This window comes from Providencia sp. PROV116 (assembly GCF_028482485.1).
In the GTDB taxonomy this organism is placed as follows: Bacteria; Pseudomonadota; Gammaproteobacteria; order Enterobacterales; family Enterobacteriaceae; genus Providencia; species Providencia rettgeri.
Genome location: NZ_JAMPQO010000017.1, coordinates 78,215 through 100,334, shown reverse-complemented (window position 1 = coordinate 100,334; position 22,120 = coordinate 78,215). Strand labels below are relative to the sequence as shown.

The following is a 22,120-nucleotide window of genomic DNA, read 5'->3' as shown; positions in this document are numbered from 1 at the left end:
GGAGAGCATACAAAGGTATGTGACCCGGAGTAGCTAAACGTAGCCAACACAACTACAGTGCGAAAGATGACGCAAATTTAGTAGTAGAGAGCAATATACTGATCATCCACCCGCTTAATATCCACTGGCGTATCAAAAATATCCTCAATAATTTCAGATTTCATGATATCTTCTGGTTTGCCATGATAAGACAGACGCCCGTTTCTCAGTGCAACAATGTAGTCAGAATAAACTGATGCAAAGTTAATATCATGGATGACTAAAATAATTGTTTTACCCAGCTCATCAGCCGCTTTACGCAGTAATTTCATCATAATCACCGCATGCTTCATATCGAGATTATTGAGTGGTTCATCCAGTAAAACATATTCTGTATCTTGGCATAAAACCATTGCAACATAAGCTCGTTGGCGCTGGCCACCCGATAACTCATCTAAATAGCGGTGGCGCAAATCTGACAAATTGAGAAAAGAGAGTGATTCATCAATTTTCTTTTTATCATCAATAGTTAAACGGCCTTTCGTGTACGGATAACGCCCAAAACCAACCAGCTCCTCGACGGTTAATCGACTCGCAAATTGGTTCTCTTGGCGCAAAACCGATAAGCATTTTGCTAATTTATCACTGGGTGTTGTTGAAACATCAAGCTCATTCACTTTGACATAACCGCCATCATCGGGCTGTAACAAACGCCCAATAATCGACAGCAGTGTTGATTTACCTGCACCATTAGGCCCGATGATTGAGGTAATACCGCTATTTTTAATTGTTGTTGTCACGTTATCTAAGACTTTAGTATCCTGATAACTTTTCGATATCTGACTAATTTCAATCATACTAAAACCTTCTTAACACCATATAAATAAAGAAAATTCCGCCGACAAATTCGATAACGACTGATAATGTTCCCGCCATATTTAAACCGTACTCAAGAATCAACTGGCCACCAATCAGCGCAATGACACCAAGTAGAAAGGAAACGGGGAGCAAATAGCGGTGTTGGCTACTGCCAGCCACTAAATAAGCTAAGTTCGCGACCATCAAGCCTAAGAATGTTAAAGGGCCAACCAGTGCTGTAGAAACAGCAACCAAGATTGAAATAAGTAACAAAATAACCGTGACTTGCTGGCGATAATTAATCCCTAAGTTCACCGCATTGGCTTGCCCTAACGCGATAACATCAAAACAATAGCGCATACGCCATAATAAGACCCCCACCACTGCTGTAATCAGCAGTGTAAATATAATCAGTTCGGGAGTCCCCTTCGTGAAGGTGGCAAACATCCGGCTTTGTAAAATGGAAAATTCATTGGGGTCCATTAAACGCTGTAGTAATGTCGCTACACTGCGAAATAATGTGCCGAGAATGATACCAACCATCAATACTAGGTTGATATTCATTTTAACTGACACAAATAACCAGCGATAAAGCAGAACAGAGAACAACACAAGTAATGTGGACTCTAATAAAAATTTACCAATATTCAATAACCAAGAGGATGGAAAGCTATCGGTATAGAAGACAAAAATGGTTTGTAATAATATAAATAATGCTTCTAACCCCATGATAGATGGGGTCAGTATCTTATTATTAGCAATAGTTTGAAAGAGAACTGTTGAAACCCCAGCAGCGAAAGCCACCACGATCATCGTGAGAACAATATAGCCTCGATGCGGCAAAATATAGGCAAGGTTACTGCCCAAATTGACCGTCATATAAAGAATAATGGATAACAATGACAAAGCCAGTAGTATCCATATTCTTTGCAACGGCGTTACCCTTTTCTTCGGTAACGCTATTGATGTATTAACTTTTTGCATAACGTTGTTGCTTCAACAATAAATATAAAAAAATCACCGCGCCAACAACACCTAAAATCACACTTGCAGGGATTTCAAATGGATAGCGAATTAAACGCCCAATAATGTCACACAGTAAAACTAAACCACCACCAGCAATACAAATCCAAGGGATGGTTTTACGTATGTTATCCCCCATCACTAAGCTCACGAGATTTGGAATAATTAAGCCTAGGAAAGGTAACGCTCCGACCACCACGACCACTACGCCGCTAATTAAAGCGATAATCGATAAACCGATGGTCATTACTTTGCGATAATTTAGGCCAACATTAATTGAAAATTCACGCCCCATACCGGCAACCGTAAAGCTATCGGCAATCCAGCAAGCAATTAACGTTAATATTCCTACTAACCACAATAGTTCATATCGGCCTTGAATGATGCTAGAAAAGTCACCGCTCATCCATGCACCAAGTGATTGTAATAAGTCGAAATAATAAGCAGTAAAAATGGTCAATGCGCTAATCACTGCACCCAACATAATCCCTACCAATGGGACTATCAGGGCGGATTTTAAAATGACACGACGCAATAGCACCATAAACAACATGGTGCCAAGAAGCGCAAAACCGCTAGCGACCACCATCTTAGTCATAATACTTGCTGCAGGGAAAAGCACCATAACGACCAATAAACCTAAACTGGCTGACTGGGTTGTCCCTGCAAGAGAAGGTTCAACAAAGCGGTTTTGTGTTAATAATTGCATGATTAGCCCAGCAACGCTCATGGCGCTACCTGCTAAAATCAAAGAGACGGTTCGGGGAATTCGGCTAATAAAAAAGATGTCTTGCATCTCTGGGTCGGTGAAAAGCGAAACGGGTGACACGTCACCCGCTCCAATAAACAAGCTTAATACCGCTAAAACCAATAACGCGATAATTCCACAAAAAAGATAAAGCGTTTTCATCGGTTATTTTGCTTGGCTCTTCTCTAATGCTGTATTGATATCGTCCATTAACTTAGAGTAAGTTTGAATACCACCTGCAATATATACGGCAGTTGGGTCAAGGTATGTAATTTGGCCTTTTTCCCACGCTGCGGTTTTTCTCACTAATGCGTTATCTAATACTTCTGCTGCTGGCTGTGCATCTGTTTTACCAATCGCGCTATCACGGTCGATAACAAATAACCAATCTGGGTTTAATTTCACCAGTAACTCTGCATTTACGATGTTACCGTGGCGACCCGTGTTTTCTTCAAATACATAAGCAGGTTCAAAACCTAATACATCAAAGATAAAGCCGAAACGAGAACCCGGGCCGTATGCGGAAATTTTACCGCCACTGACTAAGATCACCATCGCTTTACCCGCGGTAGGTGCTTTAGTTTTGATACCTTCAATTTTAGTATTGAAGTCAGCAATCAATTTTTTGGCTTGTTCTTCTTTACCAAACAATGCACCAAGTTCATTAGTACGCTCAGTTAAGCTACCAATAAAGTTTTTGTTATCAATGTCTAATGAGATAGTTGGAGCAACGCCACTGAGTTTGTCATAGGCATCACGGGCACGGCTTCCACCTAAAATCAGGTCAGGTTTAGCATTACTTAATGTTTCATAAGCGGGTTCAAATAATGTTCCGCCATTGACGTATTCAGAACCACTATATTTCGTTAAGAATTCAGGGAAGCGAACGTTGGTTTGTGGAACACCCGCAACTGGGGCGCCAAGTGCATCCATGATGTCCAATGTTTCCATGTTCATCACAATGACTTTTTGAGGATGACGAGGAATTTCAGTTTTGCCTTGGGCATGTTCTATCGTGATAGTTTGTTTTTCTGCAACTTGTGTTGTTTCTGTCGTGTCTTTCGCGTTATCACAACCGGCTAATACTAACGCAGATAACAAAGCAATACCCGAAACTAATGATTTTGCAAACATCTAATTTCCTCCGTCCATCGATAAAAGTACTGATGATTAAATTTTGTGATTCACAATTTGGCGTATATTACACGCAAACAAGCGCAAATGATATTAGTTTGCATTTGCATTCACTAAAAAGTTGTCTTAACGCACAAAAACATCAATTCAATGAATTGACCACGTAGGTTTTAATGTTTAAACAAAGAGGATAGATATAGAAAATCAGGAAAATAGAGTAAAATGTGATTTGACTGCACTTCATTGGGTAAAATAAATAGGTTGAGCCTGCGACTGTATTTGTTTGCTTAACTATTTTTATGACAGCAGACGATATAAATCCGTAATCTCAACCTATATACCATTAATTCCCATTTAAATGCGCATGATTACATGTCATCTAATTGCCCATTTTCATTGAGCTGAGAACTAATATCTTCAAGAAACCAATCAATTGGCGTTTTCATCAAAAATGCAAGTTTAAATAAATGAAACAAATCAATCTTGATTTTACCTCTTTCATAGCGTGAGATTTGCTGTTGACTAACACCTAACAACTGAGCTAACTGAAACCCTGTATATCCCAGTTCTCTACGTTTTTCTAAGATCCTCTGACCTACCATATAATGGATTTTTTCGCTGCCATTTTCTGAATACATATTATCACCATTTATTAAGGCACAGTTAAAATAAGGGCTGCGGCACCTTCAAACTGACCAGCTTGAACTCGGCCATTGGTACCTAATACGGCTTTTAGGGATACCGAGTTTGTTCCACCTGCAGGCACATGGATTTTGTAACCATTTTCCCCTGGAGTATCATTCCCACCTAAATACAAATTCGCATATAAGCTATTATCTGCTCGTAAATTTACACGTCCATTTGTTACGTTCACACCAGTGGCAATCACCAAAACATCCATCGCTAAGTTACATGTCACACTAACGTTCACTTGTTTTGATTGGCCAGCGAGATCAGCTTCGCTAATTGGGCCAAAGTTAATATCCGGGATGTTATTGTTGATCTTACAAGCTCCTATTGGTGGCGGAGCTATACCACATTGAGAACCAGGAAGTAGACCTCCTCTGCTTGTAACACCAGTGCGATCTTGGTAAAACAGCCCCACACACTCTTGATTATTCTGTAACCTAACTCCGGTATGAACAGCCCACTGTGTTGCTGGAGCTGTCGCTCTTGCCAAAACCCCGGGGATATTCTGAACATCTATCATATATCGATACTTAGAAATTTCGGCCAAATTGACTGTTGCAGCCCCCGGTGTTCCATCAGCGGTATGCTTATGACTTATGGTGAGATAGCATGTCGACCACCCATAACAAGGATTAGGCGTACTCGGCGATTCAGGATCCCAACGAGCAATCACATATTTATAATCTGCATCTCCGTTATTTGGATTATTACCGGGTCTTGATTCAGTGATATAGGAAAAAATATAAGCTGATGCAGAAGGCGAAAACATGACTGCACCAATTAATAGCGATAAAAATACTTTCATATTAGTTCACAGCCTTATTATTCATAATCTAATTTAAATGTTGCTACAGCACTGTAAGGCCCTACTTTTATTGTCTTATCAGCAATAGCATCCGGTTCACCTTTTAAATAGGCATAGAACCGCAATTGGTTAGCGCCATCTTGTAGCGTTAGCTTCGAGCCTTTCTGTTCAATAGCCAGTGGTGTTTTATCTGAATTTTGCAGCCCCACCGCGAAACCCGATGCAACACTACTTGTTGATAATGCTAAAAAACCAGGAAGTGCAAGATTAGGTGTCCCTGAAAAAGTCACTTCCACAAATTTGCCTATTGTCGTGTCACAGTCAGACAACTTAATCACAAACTCTTTAGGCGGAGTTTCACCATAGGCATAAAAGTTTTTCTCCGGTGTATCAAAAAAATCCATCGGAATGTTTTCATCACCCGGTAAAATAGTGCAAGGCTCCTCCACTAAATTACCGATAACTCTTAAATTATCAGGCACAGCAAAAGCAGCATTAAAGTTAATAAGTAAGGCGCCTGCTACTGCACATTGGATTACTTTGTTCATTATTGGTACTCCGCTAGCAATGTGCCTGTTGCAGTAAAGCCCCCTTCAGGCAACGTCACTCCCAATCGCTTGACAGGAACAACCTCTAAAACAGGCGGTTGCCCATAAGTAATTTTCAATGGTTTATTGATTTCAAAACCTAAACCATTTTGGGTAATACGCATGCCAAGATCTCGAATATTGGTTTCCAGTGCCGACTTATCAAAATCTGTTGCTGTCCCTTTGATAGTTAGCATTAAGTCCCAACCTTTTAAATTGTCTTCACACTTCAAAGCGTAATTAATAGGTTTCGTAAATCTGATACCATCAATCTTATGTAAACCAATATCTTTGTATTCAATAACGTGGACTTTATCTTCAAAAACAGTGCAAGGCGGTGGAATTAGCAAGGTTCCCGTAAATTCAACATCGTTTGCCATCACAGTGCTAGCAGGTATAACTAACAAACCCATTATCAGAGGAAGTCTTCTCATTATTTTTTGCATTATTTTCCCCTCACTGATAATCAAGTTTGATAGTGACGCCTGCATGAAAAACCCCACCCTTTGTCAGAGTTGTGGATAAATCACGAACAGGTATGGCTTCAAATTGAGGCGCATTTGGGTACACAAACTTGACCTCTTGGTTCAATCGAAGCTTGCTTCCGTTATAACGAAAAGCAATCCCTAAACCCGGAAGATCTGTTTCAATTGCCCCACTATCAAAAGATGCAGGAATTCCAATCAACGTCATTTTCATTTGTGATGTTGGCCTTTTTTCACAATTAATATTGTAATTTATGGGCTTCGAATAGGCGTTACCGTCAATTCGGGTACTCATGATCTCATCAAAATTAACTTTGATTATATTTCCACCATTAATTTTGCAAGGCGGTGGAGCCAAAACAACCCCTTTAATCGGTACAGTTATCATACCGGGTGTAACTGTTGCCCGTGTATTTCCCGATGGGCTAATACGCGAATCAGGTAATCCTGCATAAGAAACCGATGTAAAAAATAGTCCAGCGAGACAAGATGCCAGCAGGTACCGCTGCTTGTTTAAATCACTCATAATCCACCTTAAAGTCCATTACGGCGCTGAAACTTCCTTCAGTCAATTTTTCAGGGGTTCTCACTGGCGTTACAAAGTATTGAAGAGTACCCTGCGGTGCATCGAGAAATTGAGGACGACCTCGGCTTCCTAGCCTGATGTCTTCTCGTTGTGCATCTGTCACTTCTAACGCCAAGCCAGAGACGCCTTTTACACTTAACATTTCTGGAAAATGTTGATCCGATACGGCAACAAAAGAGACAGTTATCACCGGTTGCATTGCATCCCAAAGCGATCTTCCCGTTCTTGTGTCTTTCATTCGGCTTTCCGTGCGAATGCAATGCCTAAATTCTAATTCAAATGAAACTGGCTCAGCTCTATCACCAGGTTTACGCAGTGAATAAGAAGGAATCTCCCCTAGAGACACTTCTTGGCGCATTGAATTAGTCACATCCATCGTACAAGGTGCTTCGGTCATCATGCCATTGACTGTCAATGTTCCATGTAATCCATCAATATCCCAACTGTCTGCTCCAAAGGTGAACACTGGAACTAAACCGAATAAGATAGTGCTGAACAGGAGAGTCCTTTTCATACGTTATTCCCCGTTATCTGTCCGTCGAAGATTCAACTTTGCAAGTTGTACCAGCGCAACCAAACGTCAGTTTAGGCCTTCCACCATAATCGTTGATATAAGTTAGAACGGGTTTTGCCCCCATCGCACTTGCACTACCTTTAAGCATTCCATTACTTTTTGGTGAGATCATGACAGGCTCAAACTGTTTCACCGTGTCTCCGCCCACTTTTGTACTTGCGTCTACAATGGTGACGAAATAAGGGGTTGGATTCGTGACTTCGTAGGCATCACCTTTACGTGTTAGCGTAATTTTCTCTTGCCATGGATTCTCTAAATCCGTGCGTGTGGCATATAACGCTTTTGGTCGATAAAACAATTTAATTCGCGTCTGTAATGCAATTTGTAATACGTTCGCTTCTTTACTACGTGGTGGAATTTCACGTAAATTAAAGTAATAAACACTCTCTCTGTCCTGAGGCAATGCCGCGATATCAGGAAGAGCTTGAATTTTAACTTGGCTACCTTCACCCGCTTCTACACGTTGAACCGGGGGTAAAACTGTGAGTGGGCTTTCAATTTTGTTACCATTTGCATCTTCAATCCACCCCTGTGCAAGGTATGGTAACTCTGTGTTTTCATTCTTAATATTCAAGCTAATGGTCTTTTCAGCCCCATTATAAATGACGCGTGTTCTATCGAGGGCAATCGCGGCCAAAGCCTGCCCACATAGCACCGCGGATAACGTGATTGTTGTAGTAAAAAATGCAATTTTCTTAATGTTCATATGTACCAACTAGTTATAAAATCAAGTAATTTGGGTTACTCGGTATAATCTACGCTGTAAGCAATATCCGGTGGTTTCAATAACCAACGCTGACTGGGTGCTACGCCCTGTTTAATCGGTGCAGGCTTGTAAACTGGTGCTGGCTGCCCAACAGGAACGGCTTTTGCTGGCATATACCTAGGTTCAACACTGGGGCTGCTTGTACACGGTAATAACAGTGAGTTAAATTCAGCCGTTGTAATATTTTCTGGAACCTGAATTTTGCACTGCGTGCTTCCATCCCAATGCACATCTAAAACTTCATTTGGATTGACACCGGAGATATACACAGAGCCATTATCAGTCACGATACCGAGCTCTCTATTTTTTTCATTTCTCACTGTGGCGCCAAATGGCGGATAACTTCCATCGGCCAATGCCAATCTCACCATAGTTTTAATACCCGATAACACTTCAAACTCACGATAAGCAACCGCCCCTTCGGTCAGCGTAATTGGCTGAGATGTCCGAATAGCTTCCACATTGTCAGGCAATTGAGTCACATCAATATGTGTATTAGTACGGTAATAATCACTGATATCAGCAACTACCGCTTTACCAAAAATATTGGTTTCCGTGGTCGGCCCGAAACCTTGAATAGGCACATTTTTCACACCTTCAGTACCCACCATCACACGGCTACCACCTGGGGTATTAATACGGTGCAGTGCAGCACCATGCCCTGTGACTGTTGCACCACCTTGTAGAGAAAAGGCGGCTGAAGAAGTATCACCATTGATATAGCTGGTACTTGCAGTTACTGTTGCTAAATCTGCGTAACGCGTATAGAAGCCATCAATAGTTCCACGACCTCGGCTACTCACCCCAGTACCAACACGATAGTTGGTCTTATCATCAACGGAGTCGAAATAGCTGACAGTGTGTGAGTTACCATCTCTCGTTATCATATTGTTGTAGCTAATTGATGCTCTATCTGCCCATGGCAAAGAGAGGTTCATGTATAGCCCATCGTCATTATTTCTATTATCAAATTTGTTGCGGAATGCCGTTAAACTTAAATTGATATTTTTAAAACGACCGATATTGAAATATTTCGCAATAGAAACGTTATAGCGTTTTGCCGCTGGCTTATTCCAATAGGTTTCGTGGTTATAGTTCAGATACGCGGTTAGGTCTGCATTCGTGAAATACTTATTAAATGTAATCGTATATAGCTCTTTACTATTATCGAACTCCACACCTCTATAACGACGATCGAGGTATTGGTTCATACTCATAAAGTCACGTTCAGAGAATCGGTATCCAGCAAAGGTTACTTGGCTATCATATTCTTCAAAACGTTTTGAATAACTTAAGCGATACGATGCACCCGTATAGATTTTGTTATCTGTTTTCAGTTTTGCTCGTGACTCGGTGATATCGAATGAAATTGCACCGAAGGCAAGTAAATCTCGACCAACACCCAGTGATAACGCGTTATAATCACCCGCTGCTATACCACCACCAAATAATGACCAACCGTTAGAAACCCCCCAACTAAACTCCCCCGTAACAAACCCTTGCCCTTCGGTTTCATGTTCCATATTATTCGGTCGACCACCCGCTATCTTAAATAGCACTGAGCCTGGACGTGTTAAATAAGGAATAGAGGCGGTATTCATTTGAAACTCTTGTACAGAGCCATCTTGCTCTTCTACTCGTACATCTAACTTACCGCTAACCGCATCACTTAAATCTTGAATACGGAAAGGTCCCGGAGCGACTTGCGTTTCATAAATAACGCGCCCTTGCTGAGTTACAATCACTTTTGCGTTGGTTCTTGCAACACCTGTTACCTCAGGTGCATAACCACGTAGATTTGGTGGTAGCATTCTCTCATCTGAGATCAGGCTCACCCCCATATAACGGAATGAGTCAAACAAACCTGAGCGTAAAAATTGCTCACCCATCGTTAGCTTTGCATTTAACTCTTTGATTGCTCGATAAGCATAATACTGGCTCCAATCCCATTTACGATCGGTTGACTGCCCATTAGTCCGATTATAACTAGCTTGCCAATCAGCCCTAAAACGCCACGCGCCGAGGTTAAAACCTGTTGTACCATTACCAGTAACCGACTGGGTATTGGCTGAATCTGCAGGCCTTGTCACGTTAGCATTCAAGTTATAGTCAAAAACTAGAGCGGGCACCCCTTCATCCCAACGAGATGGTGGATCCCAGTTATCAGAAGTAAACTCGATATAAGCCTGAGGTACCGTAATTGTGATAGTTTCTTTAGCTAAAGAGCCATTTATTGTCATTCCTGGAATCGTTTCTGGAATTAAACATTGGCCATTGTTAGAAAACTCAACCTTCTGTTTCCATTCATCGCGCAAAGCGATATGGTCGACAACATCTGGCGTTAAACAAGGCTCTGTCATACTTGGATCATTAGGATCCGCGATATATTCAATATCAAAAGTGTCAGCTAAGTCGCGACTATTTAAATTAATTTTAAATGGATATTTCCCTGGCATGACATAGCCTGCTCGAGAGAACTCATTTAAGGAAATATTGCTTTTATCCTGAAGGTCTAAAACATCCGTATTAAACTCAATATTATCATTATTCGCATTAGCTAAATTTATATGAGCAATAGCTATAAACACCATGGTAGCAACAGGCGTTAAAAAATAACTTACTGAGTTATTAAATACTTTATTTTTACTTTTTAATCGCAGAGCCATAATAGTCCCTTAGTAATAACTCAGTAATAATCCATTTTAAAACGGATAGTTGTCTGATAATTTCCTGGTTTTAAGCGTTTATTATTAGGTACTACCTGCACCTTATAGTGCAGAGTTGTCTCCCCTGCTCTGATGGGTAAATCCGGCATTGCCTTACCAGGTATTGCAACATTTCCAGCTGTGTCAGAAATTTTTACTGACAATCCGTTTGCATGCCCGAAAACATCGAAGCTGCGGCCATCTGTCGGGCCATCAAATGTAATATTGAAAGTTTGCCAATTAGGAGTTCCAGGAGTTACCGGTGTTAGAACACAATTGATAAGGCGTATAGAGAAATTACTTGCAGGGCTTTCTCTATCGTTAATTATCTGGCTAACCGGTACAGTTGTTATGTTAACTGATTGATCTCGGCTATCTGCATCAATTGCACAAGGGCTCTCAATAATTGAACCGCCCATAGTAACAGTTCCTTTGAACTGACTTTGTGCCCGAGAATTTTGATTTTGCGCACTAGCTATCGGGGCAAATATCATTCCTGAAAGCACCATGACAATGATGCCAAAGTGATTCATAGCGACTCCATTTCAACTTAATAACCAATTTCAACGCATTAAAATTAGTGCCCATACATCCTTGTACGGGCGGTACCAATTACTGGTAGCTCAGAGCAAATGTTGCGATTGCGTCAAATTCACCTGGTACAGCTGGTTTATTTGTTGCATCAGCATCACCTTGCAAATACGCTTGGAAGCGCAGTGTGTTTGCACCAGTGAATAAAGCTTGAGATGGAGATTTAGCACCTAAAGCAATTTTAGTACCGTTGAAATCAGTGATCACGATACCTGCGTTTTTTGCAGTACCAGCGATAGCTAAACCATCAGTTACAGAAGCACTTGGCGTACCAGTAAATGTAGTTTGAACAGTTTTCAGAGTCGTGATATCACACTGCTCTAATTGGATGTTGAAATCGCGAGCAATACTTTTACCGCCACCGTTTAATGCAGATGTTGCGATAGCACCCATTGGTACTTCAAATGCTTGAGAACCTGGTGGAATTGAGCAAGGAGCATCAATGATTGAACCTTTAAAAGTGACTTGGCCGCCACCTTGGTTTGCAGAAGCAGAACCAGCAACCACTGCCAGACCTAAACCTAATACTAAAGCAAGTTTATTTAATTTCATTTTATACATTTCCATTAGATAAAAAGACAACACAAATTAAAATAACAAGTTATTATTAATCTGATTATTTTAATTTTTTTCTTAAAATATATTCGGTTAGTAAACATTAAGGATTGACACTAATAACCATTCCTATTTATCAAACTCCATTAATAAATAAGACAATTAAACAATGCATCAATGCGTTGCCATTATTATATCTCATTTTAATTATGTCAAATCCACCAATTAATTAACAACCTTCACTGTAAGTTAGTGATATATATATAATATCCACAACATACTCTATTTTGAATACACCATTACAGGATAAACAAGTGATGCATACCTAATTAAATTGATTTTTTCTTAATAAAAAACCACAAAATAAACCCATTCAATATTAATAAAGTTTTTTATACTCATAAAACGGGTTCTTATTAGTGAAAAAAAATGGTTCGGAAAATAACGCTAACATTAAAACAAGCCTAAATTATTAAAACGAAATTTTTATCGGTGGATAATTAATCAGAAATATCCCAAAAAAAAGAATTAAATAATTTCATAATATTTCTTAATTCATTAATTGTTACATTTATCTTGAAAATTAAAAAATAAAAATAATGATAGCAATATCAAATATATAGCCAACAATTAACATACATAAAAATATAGAAATCAGCGAAAAAAGAACAATATCATAAAACATTTTTTTAAATTAAAATAAAAATAGAAACAATTAAGTGAAAATTTAAAAAAAGGCATGCTCGAGAAAAACCTTGGCATTACGAAATATTTCAAAAGGTAATTAAAGGTAATTTTTAATTAATTTATAAATACAAAAATCTTATCTTAAGACCTAAAAAATTCAAAAAAAATATTTTCAATAACAATTGAATTATTTCATAATGAAATTAACCCATTTAATTAAGATAAGTTAGATAAAATCATTTGTTAGAAAACCCACAATGAGTAAGTATGATATCTTAAATTGTTATCGATAATTACATCACTGACATAATAGTGACATTAAATATAGAGACCCTACATTTAAGTAAAAACACCAATCAAGCAAAACATAGTTCATCTTTATTTTTAACATTATCGACATATTTATTTTCGCATTTGTAGGTAGCTAAAAACTTAATTTACTAATAAAGAACAAAGGAACTAAAATATGATGAAAGTAAATATTATTGAATCAAATATAAAATAGATTGATCTCAATCAGGTTAAGAACAATCTATGCTAGCTTAGTTTGATGTCAATACGTCTTTATTTTCTTGATAGGGTATTCATTGAGATGGTACATGTGAGTAGGCAAGAAGCCATATCATGCTCTAAGCATCGGTGGGTCGGCAGATAGTCTCTAACTAGTCAAAATATAAGATAAGAAGTAGAAATTTTACTGCCACTTCGTGGCGTCAGAGTTTGAGGCGATTGCCAACAAGGCTCATATCTTCTTCTCTTACCCCATGAGAGCTGACCCTCAATAGTGTTATCGGATTAATTTTTCAGCTGTAGAGCAACATACAATAGAACCTTGCTTTCAATCGTTAGTAGATCTAATTTTGTTATCTCAGATATTCTTTTTAAACGATAATCTAGTGTATTTCTATGAATAAACAACTCTTTAGCTGTTTCACGAGATAATAAATTATTTTTAAACCAGACTGTTAATGTTTTAATCAATACACCATTAGAATCTTCATGTAATAATGTATTCAATGGTTTTAATAGTTCTTCTGAAGACCATTTAAAATTTAACCCATATAATAATACTGGTAGCATGATATCTTGGTAACAATAAACTTTTAATTGGGGTTTTTTAGCTTTCCCTACTTGCATGGTAATTTTAGCTGTCTCATATGATTTTTTAATTGATTCCTCTGCAGGATCTAAAAAGAAATTACCTAATGATATTTTCACTTGTAATTTAAATAATTTAAGAATATCCGATTCTAATTTTAAAATTTTCTTTTTTGCAGTGTCAATATCCCAGCGATTGAACTTATTTAATGCAGGAGTTAAGCAGACAATTTCCGTCAAAGATTGAATAGCGACTAAGTTATCAGGATTATTATACTCTATTAATTTTTTAATTTCTTGTAATTCACTAAATGCACTATTTACACCTAATTGTCCGCTATCTACTTCAATAATAATAGCGACTCGTGGAATAGAAAAATTAATATTAAGCTTTTTAGACCATTCAGTTATGTTATCAGGAATGGTTCCATTTTCAATATACGCTAGAATAATTTCTTCTTTAAAACGATCGTTTAAATTCAAATGGTTATAAATCTCTGCCTGCTCTAACATCATTACTGCCGTCATGGAAACCAGCTCCCCAAATTGTTTAATTTGGGTTGGCTCTCCGGTTAATCCTATTACACCAATAATTTTACTATTCAAATAAAGAGGTAAATTAACACCTGGTTTAACCCCATGTAAATGATTCGCAGTGGCGTCATCAATAACAACTGTTCGCTTTTGCTTTATTGCGAGTAATGCACCTTCATGGAATTCACCCAATCTATTACTATCTCCACTTCCTATAATACATCCAGTTTCATCCATAACATTAATATTACAATCAATAATTTTCATGGTTCTATCAACAATTTCTTGCGCTAATTTGGAGGTAAGACAATAATCATACATATTTCAACCTCTTTTACTGGTGCTGTAAAATAGAAACAAACTTTCCAATCATAAATTTCAATAATGTTTATTATTAATTTAATTAACTCCAGTATTCAATATTCCTTGAAAAAATCAAGAAAAATAAATTTCATTTAAAATACAGCAAACAAAGCTAAATTTTAAAACTATTATTTCAATTTTTATTATCTATTTTAATATTCAGCGTATTCGCAATATTTTTAGTACAATTAAATAAATTACTTTCAGCATTATTTAAAGCTTCTTTTAGTGAACTAATTTTATGCAAAATACTAAACGCTGAATCAATACCATATTGTTGTAAATGACTGAGATCATCACCAAGGCTTCCAACAATGGCAATAACGGGTATTTTATGTTTTCTCGCTAACTGAGCGACGCCAAAAGGCACTTTGCCATTTAAACTTTGGCTATCTAACCGCCCTTCACCTGTAATAACTAAATTTGCTCCTACCATGTGTGATTCAAGGTTCAAGGTTTGTGCAATAATATCGAAGCCAGGCTTGAGTTCCGCTTTGAGAAAAGCAAGTAAGGCTGCTCCCATTCCTCCTGCAGCACCGGCTCCTGCAATATAATGAACTTCAACATGCAAATCTCGCTTAATGATATCTGCAAAATGTTCTAAATTTTTGTCTAACATTTCAACATGTTCATTTGTCGCCCCCTTTTGAGGGCCAAATATCACAGATGCGCCATTTCTCCCTATTAATGGGTTCGAAACATCACAAGCAATACTAAATTGGCACGCTTTTATCCTCGGGTCCATTGTGCTGACATCAATACTCGCTAAATCGGCAAGTGCTTGCCCTCCTAATTTGATTTGTTGCCCATGAGAATCTAATAATTTGGCCCCAAGTGCTTGCAACATTCCTGCTCCGCCATCATTGGTTGCACTTCCACCTATACCAATAATAATCTGCTTTACCCCAGTATCTAGGCAGGCCTTTATCAACTCTCCTGTACCATATGATGTCGTTAGTAATGGATTTCTTAATTCAATAGGGACTAGCTCTAGCCCACTTGCCGCAGCCATTTCAATAAATGCTTGCTGTTTATTTTGAGATAAACCATAGAATGCCTGAACACTCGTACCTAAAGGACCAATAACATCAAGATGATAGATTTCCCCATTGGTAGCCTCAACCATCGTGACAACTGTACCCTCACCACCATCCGCAATAGGGCACTTAACATAAGTTGCATGCGGAAAAACCTCTTTGAACCCGTTTTCAATAACCGTTGCGACTTTCAATGCAGATAAACTCTCTTTAAATGAGTCAGGTGCAATGACTATTTTCATAAAAATAATCCTTTAGAAATTTTTATTATCAATAAGTTAAAAATTCAGGTGGGTACTCGCCCACCTGATACGACTTTTTATTATTTCGGTTCATCGAGTAAGAGGATCATAATTAAGCCAATCACCGCACAGATACCAAAATAAGAGAAAACAGCATCAAACTTACCGGTCATATCTAACAATAACCCTGCCATCATAGGTGAAACGAAGCCACCTAAGTTTCCTCCACTATTTACAACAGATATCGCAATTGGATAGTTATTATTATCAGCGACTCCCATTGGATAAGCAGTAAATGCAGGCCAGCCAATATTCAAGAACAAACCAACCGAGAAAAGGGCAAGTGCAACTGCGCTCGTGCTTTCGGGTACATTCAACATCACTAACATCATCGCAATCGTCGCTACTGCGGTAAAAAGCATGGTGGGTTTGCGACGACGACCAAAAACTTTATCAGAGATCCAGCCACCAAAAATCGAGCCGATAAACCCACCAACAAATGGCATTGATGCAACAAAGCCCATTTTCATAAATGAAAAGCCTTTTTCATTTACCAGATAAGAAGGTATCCAGGTTAATATTCCATATAAAATACTGACCATCATGAAATAAGAAATAGTATTACACCAAATATTTTTAGATTTAAATATTTGGGAAGCTGAACTTAATGGAGTGACTGATTTAACACGAATAAATTTATCTAGCGTATTAAATTTAGGACTCAGAACAATATTGCCTTCTATTTTCTTTTCTGCAATTTCTGAATTATCGGCACGAATATAATCTAATTCACTTTGCGAAACAAAACGACTTTCCTCTGGTTTTGTTCTAACAAATAAATACCAAATAATTGCAAGGAAAATACCGGGAATAGCGAACAGAATAAAGACCCAACGCCATCCATAAGTTAATGCAATCCAAACAACTAATGGTGGAACAATAATCGGAGCAAACATCGTTGAAGCAATATAAACGCCAGTGGCGGTTGCTTTTTCTTTTGCTGGAAACCAGTTATTAATTGTCGACGTTAGCCCGACAGGAGTTGGTGCTTCGGCCATACCTAGGCCAAGACGCAACCACTTAATTGCAAAGGCAGATTGGGCTAAGCCAATAAACCAAGTCATGGCAGAAAAACCGAGAATGGATAATGACACCATACCTCTTATTCCACGTTTCGCCATCCAAAAGCCTGCGGGTATTTGACATAAAGCATAACCGAGGAAAAACATACTCGCGAGAGAACCCGCTTCTAAATTAGTTAATTTAAACTCATCAGTAATAAAAGGTAGAACCGCACCAATATTACTTCTGTCTGCATAATTTACAGCATAGACGATAAAAATCAGGGCTAATACCACCCAACGATAATTCGTCTTTGGCCTAATCGGATTTGAATTTATCATTATTTTCGCTCCAGAGCAGTTTATTATTTAATACACGTTTTATTACCTGCTTTTTTAAGAATGAAACGATCCCTGCTAATTCATTAAAATTAACATTTAGGAACGTTATTTAATTTAAACTTACTTCAACTAATTTTATTTACTCGACAAGCTATGCATTGTTTCTTTTAATAAAGGATACAGCCCATTGTAAATATTAAACTGCTTGTTATAAGTATCTTGTGTTTTTTTATCTTGATTTGGTGTGAATGTGATATCTTCTGTTTTTATAATCGGTAAATCAGGGTCATTAATACCACAGAAAAAACCGGCTCCTGTCGCACCAACCATTGCCGCGCCAAAAGCCGCTGCATCTGCTGTTTGGGCAATATTATATTCAACCTGAAGAATATCCGCTTTAATTTGAGTCCATAACGTATTACGTGATCCTCCCCCTACGCTGAGTAATTCATCTAATATCACTCCCCATTTTTCATTAGCAATATTCAAAATCTGTTTTAAACCATATGCTGTACCTTCAAATGCCGCCCTGACCATATCATCGCGAGTATGATTTAGCCGTAAGCCTATCCATGCTCCCGATGCATTAACATCCCAAATAGGGCTACGTTCTCCAGCTAAATAAGGCAGATAAATTAAGCCATTAGCACCAGGTACTGATGATTTTGAAAATATCTCCAACTGTTCATGGTCATTGACTTCCGGCCAAACAGCCTGATTTAGCCAACTGAATGTCCCCCCAGTTGTCGACATCGCTCCATGGGCCAACCATTGATTGGGGACTATGTGGTACCGGTTCATAAAACGAGGGTCAAAGTTCGGCTCTTCTAAGCAAAACGTTATGACTCCCGATGTTCCTGTTGATTCAAAAGCTGTTTCAGGGTCAAGTAACCCAACGGCAAATGCAGCAGCAGCAGTATCTGCCGACCCTAAAATAATTGGCGTATTTTCTTTTAACCCCGTTTCTTGAGCGGCTTCTTTACTCACCTTACCAACCACAGAAGTGCACTGGTAAATTGGCGGTAAAATATCGTGATTAAACTTCCAATACCTTAATAGTTCTTTTGACCACTTAGGTGCTTTAGACAAAACGACTGCGCCAGAATACGCGGCTTGGGTCGGGTCAATGGCGGCTTTTTGACTTCCTAACTTTAAAGATAAAAAGCTATTAAGTAGAACGACCTTATGAACTTTTTGCATTAATTCCGGCTGTTGTTCTTGTAGCCATCCTAACGTTCCCACCCAACATGCAGACGGACTTGGACTATTACAAGAAAGTGCCCGAACATGCGTTATATTTTCCCCGAGTGTTTGCTGTATGAAACCTTCGGAACGCCCATCAAGATAAGTAATCCCATTTGCAACAGGCTTATGATGTTTATCCAATAAAACCAGCGTTGGGCAAGCAACAGAAAAACTCACAGATACGATATTCTTTACTTGAGAAGTCACTTCTTTAACTGCATCTGCGGTCTTTTTCCAAAAGTCATTTAAGTCAATTTCATGATTTTTGGGAGATTTGGAAATAATATTGGTATCACGTGAAGCCTTTGCCAATAATTCTCCATGGAAATTAAATGCACAAACTTTCACGCTACTGCTACCTGCATCAATTCCCAAATAGACACTGTCCATCATGCTGCCTCCAACGCCTGCTTTTAATTGTTATGTATAATAATTTTAATCGCGTCACCTTTTTGAGCGGTTGCCATGGCCTCGTTGATCTCATCTAAAGCAAATCGGTGAGTCACTAATTTCTCGATATCAATTAAGCCCGAAGAAATCAGTGTCAAGGCTTGCTGGTATCCTTCTCGACTTAACGCACTGGCTCCTGTAAGAATCAGCTCGTTGTAGTGAATAATATTGACATCAATTTGTGCCATATCATCCTTTGAGAAACCGGCAAACAGGTTAACTCGTCCTCCTTTTCTAGCGAGTTCCAATGCGGGATTAACTAATCCAGGGATTCCAATAGCAATAATCACCACATCTGCGCCCACCCCTTCCGTCAAGCCTTTTACCACATCCAGTAAATTTTCTTGTTGGCTATTGACGACATGTGTAGCACCGCAATTTAACGCAGCCTGTTGACGTTGTTCATTGAGTTCACTAACAATAATATTTGTCGCACCTGAGAAACGTGCAAGTTGCACATGCATTAACCCGATAGGCCCCGCACCAATAATGACCACCGTATCACCGAGCTCAATACCCACATTTTTTTGTCCATTGATACAGCAAGCTAACGGCTCAGCTAATGCTGCGGCTTCAAAAGACATCCCTTTCGGTATCTTAAAGACATTACCCGATGACAAAGCAACCTCTGGTATTCGAACATATTCCGCAAAAGCGCCATCAAATTCATAACCGATTGCTTGGCGGTTTAAACAGACATTTTCTTTACCGATACGACAATAAACACAAGAACGGCATGGCACGACAGGGTCAACAGCGATTGCGTCCCCGACGTTTAGGTCAGTCACATTTTCACCGACTTCGACAATTTCCCCTGAAAATTCATGCCCTATTACAGAAGGGTAACGCACGCCTTTGGTTTTTTTACCGGAAATAATCCGTCCGTCAGTTCCACAAATCGCGGCTGCCTTGACTTTAATAACCACATCGCCTTTACCAACTTGTGGATATTTAACGTCTGCCACTCTAAGTTCATTAGGCGCATACAATACCGCTGCTTTCATTTTTTCCTCCCCATGCATAACAACTATGAACGTTGGTTATTTGCCACCCGCTTGCTTATATTCCGCGATAGCTTGGTCAACCGAACAATCATCATTGATTAATGCATTCAGAGCCTTAATGACTGCTGTTGGGTTTTCGTGCTGCCATACAAAGCGCCCGTATGTCACACCACCAACACCAATATCTAATGCTTTACGTGTATTTGTTAGGAAGCTAACAAGATCGCTCCCCATATCACCACCAGCTAAAGCAACCATAGCTGGGCAACTATCAACGACAGATTTAAATGTCTCAGGGGAACCAGACCAGAGTGTTTTGATGATATCGACACCTAGCTCAGCGCCTGCGCGAACACAGTAAGCGAGATTTTTCGCATCAAAACTGTCTTCAATCATTGGGCCTTTTGGATAAATGTGTGCGACTAAAGGCAGTCCTGCGGAAGCAGCGGCTTTCGATACTTGGCCTAAAAATGTCAATTGCTGTGCCTGTTCTGGCCCGCCCATAATACAGCCGACTGAAATTGCGTCTGCTCCTAAACGAATGGCTTCTTCAACGTCAGCAACGGGTGTGTCATAAGCTTCATGGTAAGGTATGGAGTAACTTGTCGCTTTCATGATGATAGAAACATCGGAAGCAACATATGGAGGATAAACCTTTTCAATAATACCTTTATGCATCGTAATAGCATCAGGTGCACCCGCAACAACCTGTTTCATGACGGATTTAATATCACCAATTCCCGGTAATACACCACGTGTAATCGGATGATCCATGGTAATTGCAAGAAGACGGCCAGATTTTTTATTTAATAATCTTTTTAAACGGATTTCTTTTCCTAAAAACATATTGATGACCTCTTTAAATCAATGAGTGAATTAATTAACTAAATTTTGAGGATGGCCAGATAAAAAGGCTTCGATATTGTCCATCATCATGTCTGATAAGGTTTGTATGGCTTCAAAACTAGCCCATGAAATATGAGGAGTAAGAATAAAATTTGATAACTGAGTTAATTTCATCATATAACTTTCTTTTTCAGGTGGTTCTGAAATACAAACATCAAACCCAGCACCTAATATTTTATTATTTATTAGAGCGCCATATAATGCTTCTTCATTAACGATCCCACCTCGTGCAGTATTAATTAAAATACAAGACGGTTTCATCTGTTCGAATTCTGGAAAGCTAATTAAATCCTTGGTGGATTTGAGTAATGGACAATGAATAGAAATAATATCGCTTTTCGCAATAACATCTTCAAAAGGTGTATATAGTGGGCCCATATTATTCGTGCCCTTGTATGTGGAAAATAACACCTTCATACCAAAAACTTTTGCGATATCAGCAACTGCCTTACCTAAGACACCATCACCAATAATACCAAGCGTCGAACCAGATAAGTTATTAATTTTATAATCAAAGTAACAAAACTGGCCTGATTCTTGCCAACGACCATTTCGTACTGATTGTGCATAGGCTAATAAGCTACGACGTAAGGCTAAAATCAAGGTAAACGTATGCTCAGGAACTGTATTTATTGCATAATTTCTGATATTAGAAACTAATATATTACGCTCATTACAAGCACCAATATCAATCACATCCGTTCCTGTTGCAGCGACAGAAATAAATTTGAGTTGCTTTGCAGCTTCAATAACTTTTTTAGTGATTTTTACTTTATTGGTAATAATAATGTCTGCATTTTTTACTCGCTCAATAACTTCATCTTCCGATGTTTTCCCATACAGTTCTAAACTATATTCTTTATTTATTTTCTTAATATTTATTCCTTCGGGGAAAGTTTCATGATCGAGAAATACGATTTTAACTGTCATTTTCATTACCACCCAATTAATCAATAAAATGAATATCAATTAGACTTTTTGATTTAGTAAAATTATATAATTCACTTATTAGGAAGGCATTGTAAGAATGACTAGTTTTCAATGTTAAAAATTGAATATAATTGT

At 38.6% G+C, this 22,120-nt stretch carries 21 protein-coding genes; all 21 read right to left on the bottom strand.

Translation table 11 applies throughout. The features are described from left to right. Positions 1-77: 77 nt before the first annotated feature. The 21 genes from PSE72_RS12670 to PSE72_RS12570 all read right to left on the bottom strand — a co-directional run bounded on the left by PSE72_RS12670 (position 78) and on the right by PSE72_RS12570 (position 21,985). Entirely contained in the window at positions 78-836 is a 759-nt protein-coding gene (locus PSE72_RS12670) for an iron ABC transporter ATP-binding protein (RefSeq protein ID WP_004907844.1), read from the bottom strand. Position 837: 1 nt separating this feature from the next. Next, entirely contained in the window at positions 838-1,821 is a 984-nt protein-coding gene (locus tag PSE72_RS12665) for an iron chelate uptake ABC transporter family permease subunit (RefSeq protein WP_042851498.1), read from the bottom strand. Then, complete coding sequence (locus PSE72_RS12660; RefSeq protein WP_004907840.1) at positions 1,808-2,770, bottom strand: ABC transporter permease; 963 nt, start codon at positions 2,768-2,770, stop codon at positions 1,808-1,810. The genes PSE72_RS12665 and PSE72_RS12660 overlap by 14 nt, the downstream gene beginning before the upstream one ends. Positions 2,771-2,773: 3 nt before the next feature. Then, on the bottom strand, positions 2,774-3,742 hold the full coding sequence (locus tag PSE72_RS12655) for a siderophore ABC transporter substrate-binding protein (RefSeq protein WP_004907838.1): 969 nt from the start codon (positions 3,740-3,742) through the stop codon (positions 2,774-2,776). A 368-nt stretch (positions 3,743-4,110) separates the two neighbouring features. Further along, the gene (locus PSE72_RS12650; RefSeq protein ID WP_004907837.1) at positions 4,111-4,380 is read right to left on the bottom strand and encodes a helix-turn-helix domain-containing protein; all 270 of its coding nucleotides are present in this window, start codon (positions 4,378-4,380) and stop codon (positions 4,111-4,113) included. A 14-nt stretch (positions 4,381-4,394) separates the two neighbouring features. Beyond that, positions 4,395-5,237 carry an MrpH family fimbial adhesin gene (locus tag PSE72_RS12645; RefSeq protein WP_004907835.1) on the bottom strand — a complete coding sequence of 281 codons (843 nt, stop codon included), beginning with the start codon at positions 5,235-5,237 and terminating at the stop codon, positions 4,395-4,397. A 17-nt stretch (positions 5,238-5,254) separates the two neighbouring features. Beyond that, positions 5,255-5,785 carry a fimbrial protein gene (locus PSE72_RS12640; protein ID WP_004907834.1) on the bottom strand — a complete coding sequence of 177 codons (531 nt, stop codon included), beginning with the start codon at positions 5,783-5,785 and terminating at the stop codon, positions 5,255-5,257. Then, positions 5,785-6,270, bottom strand: coding sequence for a fimbrial protein (locus PSE72_RS12635; RefSeq protein ID WP_232800916.1), 486 nt, complete (start codon positions 6,268-6,270; stop codon positions 5,785-5,787). Before PSE72_RS12635 ends, PSE72_RS12640 begins: the two co-directional genes overlap by 1 nt. Before the next feature lie 10 nt (positions 6,271-6,280). Then, positions 6,281-6,835, bottom strand: coding sequence for a fimbrial protein (locus PSE72_RS12630; protein ID WP_004907830.1), 555 nt, complete (start codon positions 6,833-6,835; stop codon positions 6,281-6,283). Next, complete coding sequence (locus PSE72_RS12625) at positions 6,828-7,409, bottom strand: fimbrial protein (protein ID WP_004907828.1); 582 nt, start codon at positions 7,407-7,409, stop codon at positions 6,828-6,830. Before PSE72_RS12625 ends, PSE72_RS12630 begins: the two co-directional genes overlap by 8 nt. Before the next feature lie 13 nt (positions 7,410-7,422). Further along, positions 7,423-8,175 carry a fimbria/pilus periplasmic chaperone gene (locus tag PSE72_RS12620; protein WP_004907827.1) on the bottom strand — a complete coding sequence of 251 codons (753 nt, stop codon included), beginning with the start codon at positions 8,173-8,175 and terminating at the stop codon, positions 7,423-7,425. A gap of 35 nt (positions 8,176-8,210) precedes the next feature. Further along, on the bottom strand, positions 8,211-10,901 hold the full coding sequence (locus PSE72_RS12615; RefSeq protein ID WP_272690975.1) for an outer membrane usher protein: 2,691 nt from the start codon (positions 10,899-10,901) through the stop codon (positions 8,211-8,213). Between the two features lie 20 nt (positions 10,902-10,921). Then, positions 10,922-11,473: a fimbrial protein gene (locus PSE72_RS12610; protein WP_109912690.1), complete on the bottom strand. Its 552-nt coding sequence runs from the start codon at positions 11,471-11,473 to the stop codon at positions 10,922-10,924. Positions 11,474-11,552: 79 nt separating this feature from the next. Beyond that, on the bottom strand, positions 11,553-12,083 hold the full coding sequence (locus PSE72_RS12605) for a fimbrial protein (RefSeq protein ID WP_004907820.1): 531 nt from the start codon (positions 12,081-12,083) through the stop codon (positions 11,553-11,555). A gap of 1,485 nt (positions 12,084-13,568) precedes the next feature. Further along, positions 13,569-14,726: a sugar diacid recognition domain-containing protein gene (locus PSE72_RS12600; RefSeq protein WP_115168029.1), complete on the bottom strand. Its 1,158-nt coding sequence runs from the start codon at positions 14,724-14,726 to the stop codon at positions 13,569-13,571. A gap of 175 nt (positions 14,727-14,901) precedes the next feature. After that, on the bottom strand, positions 14,902-16,047 hold the full coding sequence (locus PSE72_RS12595) for a glycerate kinase (protein WP_004907817.1): 1,146 nt from the start codon (positions 16,045-16,047) through the stop codon (positions 14,902-14,904). A gap of 80 nt (positions 16,048-16,127) precedes the next feature. Next, entirely contained in the window at positions 16,128-17,450 is a 1,323-nt protein-coding gene (locus PSE72_RS12590; protein ID WP_004907815.1) for an MFS transporter, read from the bottom strand. A gap of 135 nt (positions 17,451-17,585) precedes the next feature. Then, entirely contained in the window at positions 17,586-19,088 is a 1,503-nt protein-coding gene (locus PSE72_RS12585; RefSeq protein WP_109912745.1) for a xylulokinase, read from the bottom strand. Positions 19,089-19,108: 20 nt separating this feature from the next. Then, positions 19,109-20,149, bottom strand: coding sequence for a zinc-dependent dehydrogenase (locus tag PSE72_RS12580; protein ID WP_213942773.1), 1,041 nt, complete (start codon positions 20,147-20,149; stop codon positions 19,109-19,111). A gap of 36 nt (positions 20,150-20,185) precedes the next feature. Next, entirely contained in the window at positions 20,186-20,995 is an 810-nt protein-coding gene (locus PSE72_RS12575; protein ID WP_004259316.1) for a class I fructose-bisphosphate aldolase, read from the bottom strand. Between the two features lie 30 nt (positions 20,996-21,025). After that, positions 21,026-21,985, bottom strand: a complete 960-nt coding sequence (locus PSE72_RS12570) for a D-2-hydroxyacid dehydrogenase (RefSeq protein WP_115168031.1) — start codon at positions 21,983-21,985, stop codon at positions 21,026-21,028. Positions 21,986-22,120: the final 135 nt, after the last annotated feature.